This is a genomic window from Arthrobacter sp. C9C5 (assembly GCF_013359735.1).
Classification (GTDB): domain Bacteria; phylum Actinomycetota; class Actinomycetes; order Actinomycetales; family Micrococcaceae; genus Arthrobacter.
This window is the reverse complement of the sequence record NZ_JABFMX010000024.1, coordinates 45,247-53,738: the sequence shown is the minus strand read 5'-3', so window position 1 is coordinate 53,738 and position 8,492 is coordinate 45,247. Positions and strand designations below refer to the sequence as shown.

General features: G+C 65.1%; 8 protein-coding genes. 5 read left to right on the top strand and 3 right to left on the bottom strand.

Translation table 11 applies throughout. The annotated features are described in order from the left end of the window. The first annotated feature begins 296 nt into the window (after positions 1-296). Positions 297-1,751 (top strand): benzaldehyde dehydrogenase, encoded by a 1,455-nt coding sequence (locus tag HNO80_RS16320; protein ID WP_217501010.1) that lies wholly within the window; start codon positions 297-299, stop codon positions 1,749-1,751. An 80-nt stretch (positions 1,752-1,831) separates the two neighbouring features. Here the strand turns inward: HNO80_RS16320 and HNO80_RS16315 are convergent, their stop codons facing one another. Further along, positions 1,832-2,413, bottom strand: coding sequence for a PadR family transcriptional regulator (locus HNO80_RS16315; protein ID WP_175323899.1), 582 nt, complete (start codon positions 2,411-2,413; stop codon positions 1,832-1,834). Between the two features lie 266 nt (positions 2,414-2,679). Here HNO80_RS16315 and HNO80_RS16310 point away from each other — a divergent pair, with 266 nt between their 5' ends. The 3 genes from HNO80_RS16310 (at position 2,680) to HNO80_RS16300 (ending at position 4,995) form a co-directional block, all read left to right on the top strand. Then, positions 2,680-4,023: an MFS transporter gene (locus tag HNO80_RS16310; protein ID WP_175323898.1), complete on the top strand. Its 1,344-nt coding sequence runs from the start codon at positions 2,680-2,682 to the stop codon at positions 4,021-4,023. Positions 4,024-4,190: 167 nt separating this feature from the next. Next, positions 4,191-4,541 (top strand): DUF3846 domain-containing protein, encoded by a 351-nt coding sequence (locus HNO80_RS16305; RefSeq protein ID WP_175323897.1) that lies wholly within the window; start codon positions 4,191-4,193, stop codon positions 4,539-4,541. 73 nt (positions 4,542-4,614) lie between these two features. After that, positions 4,615-4,995, top strand: coding sequence for a hypothetical protein (locus HNO80_RS16300; protein ID WP_175323896.1), 381 nt, complete (start codon positions 4,615-4,617; stop codon positions 4,993-4,995). A gap of 97 nt (positions 4,996-5,092) precedes the next feature. On the opposite strand, the gene HNO80_RS16295 is transcribed toward HNO80_RS16300, so the two are convergent. Both HNO80_RS16295 and HNO80_RS16290 read right to left on the bottom strand, forming a co-directional pair. After that, positions 5,093-6,787: a phospholipase C gene (locus HNO80_RS16295; RefSeq protein ID WP_249777408.1), complete on the bottom strand. Its 1,695-nt coding sequence runs from the start codon at positions 6,785-6,787 to the stop codon at positions 5,093-5,095. 40 nt (positions 6,788-6,827) lie between these two features. Then, positions 6,828-7,856 carry a DUF6454 family protein gene (locus HNO80_RS16290; RefSeq protein WP_175323894.1) on the bottom strand — a complete coding sequence of 343 codons (1,029 nt, stop codon included), beginning with the start codon at positions 7,854-7,856 and terminating at the stop codon, positions 6,828-6,830. A 197-nt stretch (positions 7,857-8,053) separates the two neighbouring features. Between HNO80_RS16290 and HNO80_RS16285 the strand changes: the two genes are divergently transcribed. Beyond that, on the top strand, positions 8,054-8,485 hold the full coding sequence (locus HNO80_RS16285; protein WP_249777407.1) for a DUF7793 family protein: 432 nt from the start codon (positions 8,054-8,056) through the stop codon (positions 8,483-8,485). Positions 8,486-8,492 lie beyond the last annotated feature (7 nt).

The following is an 8,492-nucleotide window of genomic DNA, read 5'->3' as shown; positions in this document are numbered from 1 at the left end:
GGTCCGCGATCCGCCGGGACATCGGCTTCCGGGTCACTTCATGGTCCCAGGCGGCTACATACCAGGCATTAAGCGGGTACCCCAGCACCTTGTTCGTCGTCGAGTTCACGGACTGCATCATTGCCGTCATGGTCAATCCTTCCGTTTCCCGCTACTATCTACCTCGATAGGTAGTGTTCCGCATCACAGCATACCTATCAACATAGGTAGTGGCAAGAGGCTTCAATTACCTGATACCGGCCTTCGCAACGACGCCAGAGCCGGACCACCCACCGAAAGGTACCTTCGTGAAACTGATGGACCCCGCAATCTGGGAAGGCAAGATCTTTACCGGAAGCTGGACATTTTCCGGCGGCGGCGACGCCCCTGTGGTTGAACCAGCTACGGGAAATGAACTTGGGCGCATCGGCGTCGCGTCCGCCGACGACATCGATGCAGCCTGTAAGGCGGCGACCGCAGCCCAGGCGGACTGGGCTGAAACCAACTTCGAAGAACGTGCGGCGGTCATGCGGCGGGCAGGCATGCTCTTCGAACAGCACGCCGACGAGATCCATGAGTGGATCATCCGTGAGGCCGGTTCGATCCTGCCTAAGGCACAGCTGGAAACCCACACTGCGGCGCAGGAGTGTTTTGAGGCCTCCGCGCTGCCTTCCCGGGGCCAGGGCGAGCTGCTTGCGGCCGCCGATCCCGAGCGGCTCAGCTTCAGCCGGCGGGTCCCTGTCGGCGTCGTCGGTGTCATCTCACCGTTCAACGTTCCCCTGATTCTGGCTATCCGGGCCGTGGCTCCGGCGCTGGCTCTGGGCAACGCGGTTGTTTTGAAGCCGGACATGCGGACTGCCGTGGCCGGCGGAGTATCAATCGCCAGGGTCTTCGAGGAGGCCGGCCTGCCGGCCGGAGTCCTGCAGGTGCTGCCAGGTGGGGCTGAGGCCGGCGCCGCCCTGGTGGCAAATCCGGAAACCCGGGTGATCGCCTTCACCGGCTCCACGGCTGCGGGCCGCCGCGTCGGGGCCTCGGCTGCCGAGCATCTCAAGCGGGCTCACCTCGAGCTAGGCGGCAACAACGCCATGATCGTCCTAGCCGATGCCGACGTGGAATTGGCGGCCTCCAACGGCGCGTGGGGATCCTTCCTCCACCAGGGCCAGATCTGCATGACGGCCGGGCGGCACATCGTCCACGAATCCATCGCCGATGAGTACGTGGCGCTGCTTGCCGAGAAGGCCAAGCGGCTCACCGTGGGCGACCCCTTTACCGAGCAAGTGGCGCTGGGCCCGATCATTGACGTGAAACAGCGGGACAACATCCACCGGCTGGTCACCGAGAGTGTGGCCGGCGGCGCCACACTGCTTGCCGGCGGCACCTTCGACGGGTTGTTCTACGCGCCGACCGTACTGGACGGCGTACGTGCGGATACGCCAGCGTTCTGCTCGGAAGTCTTCGGACCGGTGGCGCCAGTTATCCGCTTCAGTACGGTTGAGGAAGCCGTGGAACTGGCCAGGGATTCCGAATACGGACTCTCCGTCAGCATCATTACCTCCGACGCCATGAGCGCCTGGAGCATCGCACGGCACATCCCGTCCGGGCTGGTCCACATCAATGACCAGACCGTCGGCGATGAAGCCCACATCCCCTTCGGCGGCGTCCGCAATTCCGGGACCGGAGGGCGGATCGGCGGCGCCGAGGCCAACCTGGAGTCGTTCACCGAAAACCAGTGGGTCACCATGCAGGCCAAACCCGCCCGGTACCCTTTCTAGCCCGGAACCCCCGTCGCGAGCACAAGTTGGAGTTGGTGTGCCAACGAGCCCCTCAGCAGGGCTCGTTGGCACACCAAGCGTTACGACTCCAATTTGTCGATCAGCTCCAAGCCATGCCGGGCCCAGTGGATCTCGGCGTTGGCGCGCTCGATCATGCCCTCGTAGGTGAATATTTTGTAACCGGCGATCTTGGCTCGGTCGGCTTCCGGAGCCGCCTCCAGCCGGGTTGCCAGAATGGGATTGCTCCGGTCCTCAAGGGCGGCAATCATCTCCTGCCACTGCTGAGCGCGTGAGGAGTGGTATGCGATGTGGGCCTGCATCTGCGTCCGCGCGGCCTCGGGCTCAGCCCACTCCAGATATGCCGCCTTGAGGTGGACTGGATCCCGCTCACGGGTGTAATCGAGGGTCGTGTTGATCCAGGCCCGAAAAGCCTCAACCCCCTCCGGGGTGATGTGGTACCGCTTCTTCTTTCCCTTCTTCCCCCAGGCCTCCTCGACGCCGCGCAGCAACCCGTCCTTTTCCATCCGGCGGAGTTCCGGATAGATCTGCGAGTCCGGAGCATGCCAGACGTAGCCGACGGATTGTTCGAACTGCTTGAAAACGTCGTAGCCCGTCAGGGGCTGGGATGTCAGCAGGGCAAGCAGGGCGTAGCGCAGACTCACCTCGCCACCGGTCCTTTCCATGGGACTCGTCGTCGCATCGCAACATACGGGCCCGACTTCATCAAAACTCTTGTCAACTAACTATGTTCATAGTTACGCTGTGTCTCACGCCACATCTAGCTATCAGTATAGATAGTTGTCCGGCTGCCGGGCGCTCGACGACGATCCCCGGCGGCGGGCTTTTGGCCCCGAATGGCGCACACCCGCCGCTCGGCACGCAACTTTGTACCCGCCCGGACTGTCCGCGGCCTCCAGAAAGTAGTCTCATGCAACTCCAAGAACGCATCGACGCGTCCCGCATGTCCCTGTACCAATGGCTGATCGTCGGATTGTGCATCATCCTCAACGCCCTCGACGGCTTCGACGTTCTGGCCATGGCGTTCACGGCCAACAGCGTCACCCGCGAGTTCGGCCTCAGCGGGGCCGAGCTCGGCATCCTGTTGAGCTCCGGCCTGGTCGGCATGGCCATCGGGTCGCTGGGCCTGGCACCCTTCGCCGACGTCATCGGCCGCCGGCCCATGGTCCTGGTCTCCGTTGGCCTTGCCACCGCCGGCATGCTGCTCGCCTCCCTGGCGCACTCGGCGGTGGAGCTGGGAATCTGGCGCGTCGTCACGGGCCTGGGCATCGGCGGCATCCTGGCCTGCACCAACGTGATTGCCAGCGAATACTCCTCCAAGCGCTGGCGCGGGCTGGCCATCAGCATCTATACGGCCGGCTACGGCATCGGCGCGACGCTGGGCGGCGCCGCCGCCGTGTCCCTCCAGGCAAACTTCGGCTGGCGCTCGGTCTTCGTGTTCGGCGGCATTTGCACCGGCGTCGTCCTGGCCCTGCTGGCGGTCCTGCTGCCTGAATCGGTGGACTTCCTGACCAATCGTCGTCCCCGCAACGTCCTTGATCGTCTCAACAAGATTGCCCGCAAGATTGGCCAGCCCGAGGTGACCGAGATCCCCGCGCCCGCTGCAGTTGCCCAGCGCAGGAACAAGCTTTCTGAACTCTTCACCGCCGGCAACCGCCGCTCCACCTGGCTCGTCTGGCTGGCCTTCTTTGCCACCATGTTCGGGTTCTACTTCGTGAACAGCTGGACGCCGCGGCTGCTCGTCACCGCCGGCATGACTGAGAGCCAGGGCGTCATCGGCGGTCTCATGCTCACCCTGGGCGGCACCTTCGGGTCCCTGCTCTACGGCCTGCTCACCATCCGCTGGAACAGCCGCAAGGTGATGATCGCGTTTGCGGTACTCTCGGCCGCCACCATGGTCATGTTCATTTCCACCGCCGGCATCCTCGCCCTGGCGTTCGTCGCGGGCGGCGTCGTTGGCATGTTGATCAACGGCTGCATCGCCGGCATGTACACCATTACCCCCGCCCTGTACGGCGCGTCCGTCCGGAGCACCGGCGTCGGCTGGGCGATCGGAATCGGCCGCGTCGGCGCCATCGTCGCCCCGCTCATCACCGGCGCCCTGCTGGACGCGCACTGGACGGCTTCCATGCTCTACATGGGCGTCGGTGCCGTGGTCCTCGTGGCGGGCGGCGCCGTAGCGGCGATGCGCCCGGCGCGGCAGGAGCCGGCCGCGCACGACGACGTGGCGGAGGAAGTTCCGCTGTCCGTCTGACCGGAAGCCGGTCGCCTCAGCAGCCGAGGACTGAACGCAAGCGGACGACGGCGGGAACCTCCCGCCGTCGTCCGCTGGCGTTTTGCGGGTCTCCCGGGGGCGGCGGGGCTTCCTCCAGCCCCGGGAACACGGGGAACTACGCCGTTGTTATTAACAGCGGACCCAAAATGACGAATAGATACACAGCACTGATAATCCCGGCCCGGATCAGCGAACCTGTCCGGGTGGAAACCATCGAAACCGACCAGCGGACCCTACAAGGCCTAGTGGGCGGAGACCTTGAAACAGTCACCCGCGGGAACTGGCACGTCTACCTCAACGCCGAAGGTGTGATTACCCATCTCCCGGTGAACCTGCGCGCCGCACAACTGATGTACGACTGCGGCCTGGACCTCGCGGGCGTCGCGCGGGGCACCGCCGTCATTCTCGGCCACGGTGGCCACGGTGAGGACGCCGACGTCCCTGAGCACCTGATCCGGCTCGCGGAAGAGTTCTTTGACACCCGGCTGATCGCCTGAGCGTGAACCGGCAGCGTGGCTGACGGTCGCGCCGTAACCACGTCCGCTTCGTCGAGCCGCTAGTCTTCAGCTCATGACGCCGGAAATCCCCCTCGCATTTTGTGCAGTGCTCGGCGCACTTGCCGTGCTCCAGTTGCTGCTGATCCTCGGGCTGCCGCTCGGCCGGTTTGCCTGGGGCGGCCAACGCGCGGTGCTTCCGGCGCGGCTCCGCGTCGGAAGTGCCGTGTCGATCGTCGTTTACGCGGCCTTTGCACTGGTTGCCTTGGATCGGGCCGAATTGATTTCGGTCCTGCCGGCGCCCTTCATTGCGGTGGTGGCGATGTGGGTGATCGCGGCCTATTTGTTGTTCAGCGTGCTGCCCAACCTTGCGTCCCAGAGTAAGGACGAACGGCGCGTCATGGTCCCGGTGTCCCTGGTGCTGGCCGGTCTGGCGTTCGTAATAGCCCTGAGCTGAGTTGCGCGCCTGGGTAAGCCGGCACAGAGACGCCACCCGGCCATCGCCGGGTGGCGTCTCTGTCTGTCCGCCCGCCTGCGGCAGGTCGCGGCGCGTGTTACCTCCGGCGGCTGGGGTCGCCGTCGTTGTTGGTGATCGACTCAACGGCGCCGGTCTGCTCGTCGAGCAGGACCTTGTCGGTGCGCTGCTTGTTGAAGTTGAACATGGCGTTCACGGAGCCGGCGGTTTCGTCGGCGGAGGCGTCGCCGATCCGGCCGGTGTTCCAGTTGTCCTCGATGAAGCGCAGGATCGAGGCCTGGTCAGTCTCCGTGTGGTCCACGAAGTTCTTCTTCGCAAAGGGGGAAACAACCACCAGCGGCTGGCGCGGGCCCGGGCCGCAGCGGTCCGCATAACCGCCGGCCATCGGAACCCCGCTGGCCGCGGCGCTCTGGCACCACTCGGCGTCGTCGGCACTGTTGGAAGAGTTCTTCACCTTGGCGGCGACATGGTCGTACCAGCCGTCCGAGTCGTCGTAGGCGAGCACCACGGCGGTGTTCTCCCAGTTCTTGGACTTCTGGATCTGGTTGACGGTGTTGGTGATGAAGTTCTGCTCGTCGACCGGGTCGGAGTAGGCGGCGTGGCCGTCCTGGTACATCCCCGCCTTCAGGAAGGAGACGGCCGGCATGTTGTCGGTATTGACCACCTTGTTGAAGTCGGTGAGGTCGTACTGGTGGTTGGCCCGGCCGTTGTGGCCGATCTCTGCGTCCGACGCCGGCGCCAAGTGGTGCGGGTTGGCGGTGGACGCGTAGTACTGGAACGGCTGGTGGTGGGGGGAGTAGTCAACGACGCTGGCGCCGGCGGCGTTCGTGTGGCTGGACAGGCACGAGGCCGGGGTGGTTCCGGTCGCGGGCGTGGTCGGTGTGAAGCCGCCCTGGAACCAGCCCCAGGACGTGCCCTTGGCGTTGAGCAGGTCGCCGATGTTCTTGCCGGTCATGCCGGCCAGGTTGCCGGTCTTGGCGTGGCTGTTGTTCGAGCAGTCGTCATAGACCGGGTCCGGGTCGTTGATGACCGTGCCGACGCCGTTCGCGTCCGGCTGGCGGACGGTGCTGCTGCCGCCCGCCGGCGTGGCCACGGGCTGACCGGCCGCGGTGTATTCGGTGGCCCCGTGGGTCTGGCCGGAGACCAGGTTCAGCGCGCCCGGGGTGGAGGGCCCGAAGACGGTGCTGAAGTGGTTGTCGCTCATGGCGTAGTTCTGGGCGTAGTTCCAGATGCCGGTGACGGTGTTTCCGTCGTAGTAGTCCATCGTCAACCCGGGGCGGCCGTACTGGTTGGTGCCGCAGGAGTCCCGGCTGGTGTACTCAACGAACTTGTCCATCGCCCCGCCGTTGTAGGCCTTCTGCTCGGCACCGTAGTTGTGGTCCTGGTCGCAGGTGACGGCCTGCATCGGCGAAAGCCGAGCCGGCTGCGCGGCGTTCGGGTTGTTCGGTGCCAGCAGGCCCGCTGTGGCGAGCGTGTTGATTTTCTTCGGCGTGTTCTTTGCAGCGGTGAACGCAGCCGCCTTGGTGCCGGTGCCCTGCTGGCTTTCGCCGGGCAGGTTGGCGGCCTTCGGATAGGTGGCGAAGTAGTGGTCGAACGAGACGTTTTCCTGGAAGATCACCACCACATGCTTGATCGGCGTTGCGGTTCCGTCGTGTTTCTCGCCGGCTGCGGCCGGGCCGACGCCGACGCCGATCAGGCCGGCGGTCAGCGCCGACGCCGCCAGCGCGGTGGCGCTCGTGGCGGCAACGAGGCGTTTAGGGGTGAAGCGTTGCAAGGGGGTATCCAATCGTTTCTGTTTCAAGGTTGGTGCACCGCTACTTGGCGGGGGCGACGGTGGCTTCGTAGGTGAGGATCTCGGTGCCGTTGCCCTCGTCGCCGTTGTCGGGGGCGAGCTTCAAGGTGAGGTGGTTCCCGTCGGCGGTCATTTTGAACGGGTTGCGGGTGGCCACGTGCCCGGCGGTGGACCACTGCTGGAAGGGGACGTCGCGGGTCACGCTGCGGGACTTGAGGTCGATCATGGCCATCCCGCCGAGTTCGTAAGTGGCGTCGGGGCCGCCGGCTGCCGGGGTCTGCGGGAGGTTGGTGATACCGCCGCAGAGCATCTTCGAGGCAGGCACGTACTGGCAGTCCTGGTAATCGATGAAGTAGTTGGGGTTCTGCCAGGTGGAGAGCTGCTTGCCGCGCAGGTCCCATTCGGCGAAGCGCCGCGAGCCCCAGGTGTTGCCCACGAGGTGGCCGGTCTGCTTGTCCATGACGATGCCGCCGAAGTGGTCTTTCACCTCGAACTGCTTGTGCACGTCGAGGGTGTTTGCTTCCACCCGGTAGATGATGGCGCTGCTGTTGGGCCGGTACTGGGCAACAGGGACCCAGACGTTGGCGCCGTCGAAGTCGATGCCGCCGGGGTGGTACATGTCGCCCTCGCCCAGGACGATGTCCTTCTGGAGATTCCCGGCCTTGTCCATGACAAACAGGTGGCCGACGCCCTTGCCCGCCGTGCGGTCGAATCCGCCCTGCGGGGACGGGAACTTCGCGGTCGGCTCAATGATCTGAACGGCCGAGAGGAAGATGTGGTCCTGGCTGAAAGCGATTCCTTCCGTGTGGTACGTCGGAAACTTCAGCTTCAGCTTGCCGGTCTGCTGCCAGTTCGTGTTCCGGTCGACGCCGTTGAAGGCCTCGGCCAGCGCGGTGTCGGTTTCGCGGTGGCTGCCGGAACCGGCGTTGTTGCCGTTGGGCCGATCGTTGGTGCCGGCGGCCTGGGCGGCCGCCGTGCCGCCGATTGCGGACGCCGCCAGGACGATAGCTGCGGCGGCCGTGAGGATGCCTCGGGTTCGAGTCGCGCTCATGGGGGAAGCCTCTCAATGGATGGTTCTCATCAGGACTTCACCAAGTTACTTATCGGTAATGAACCCCTTATGGAGGGCTGGTGAACAGCCGGCTTCCCACGTGGCGGCCGCTTTGCCTGGGACGGGTCGACGATGTAGGCACGGTTCTGCGCCGTGTTGTCCGCACGAGCGGACTGACCGCGCCTAGAATTGGCCAGATGATGCCAGAACCAATCCGCGCCGCGAATGGGAAGAATTCCCTCCGCATCAGCGACGGCATCATCGAGTCCGTCTGGGCCCCCGGCTCGTTTGTGGACGTCGGCGACGCCCGGGATGCCATGCGGGCCACCGAGTTGATCAGCCAGGGCCGGCAGATGCCGATGCTCTCCGTCATGACAGACGTGGAGATCAGCGCCGCCGCCCGGTACGAGTTCGCCAAATCTGTCGACGTTCTCGCCATTGCAGTCCTTGGCTCCAGCGCTGTCGACCGCGTCGTGGCCGCTGCCACGAGCCGGGACACAAAATATCCTCACGAATTCTTCACCTCTCGACCCGACGCGGTCGCTTGGCTGAGCGGCTTTATCGAGAGCCCGGCAGAACTTGAGCCGGACGACCTGGAAGCCTCGGTTCCCACGCCCAGGTCCCGCTAGCAACCAG

Bases quoted from the DNA above. Each gene is read 5' to 3' on its own strand.
- HNO80_RS16320 (WP_217501010.1), top strand. From the start codon at position 297: ATGGACCCCGCAATCTGGGAAGGCAAGATCTTTACCGGAAGCTGGACA.
- HNO80_RS16310 (WP_175323898.1), top strand. From the start codon at position 2,680: ATGCAACTCCAAGAACGCATCGACGCGTCCCGCATGTCCCTGTACCAA.
- HNO80_RS16305 (WP_175323897.1), top strand. From the start codon at position 4,191: ATGACGAATAGATACACAGCACTGATAATCCCGGCCCGGATCAGCGAA.
- HNO80_RS16300 (WP_175323896.1), top strand. From the start codon at position 4,615: ATGACGCCGGAAATCCCCCTCGCATTTTGTGCAGTGCTCGGCGCACTT.
- HNO80_RS16290 (WP_175323894.1), bottom strand. From the start codon at position 7,856: ATGAGCGCGACTCGAACCCGAGGCATCCTCACGGCCGCCGCAGCTATC.
- HNO80_RS16285 (WP_249777407.1), top strand. From the start codon at position 8,054: ATGATGCCAGAACCAATCCGCGCCGCGAATGGGAAGAATTCCCTCCGC.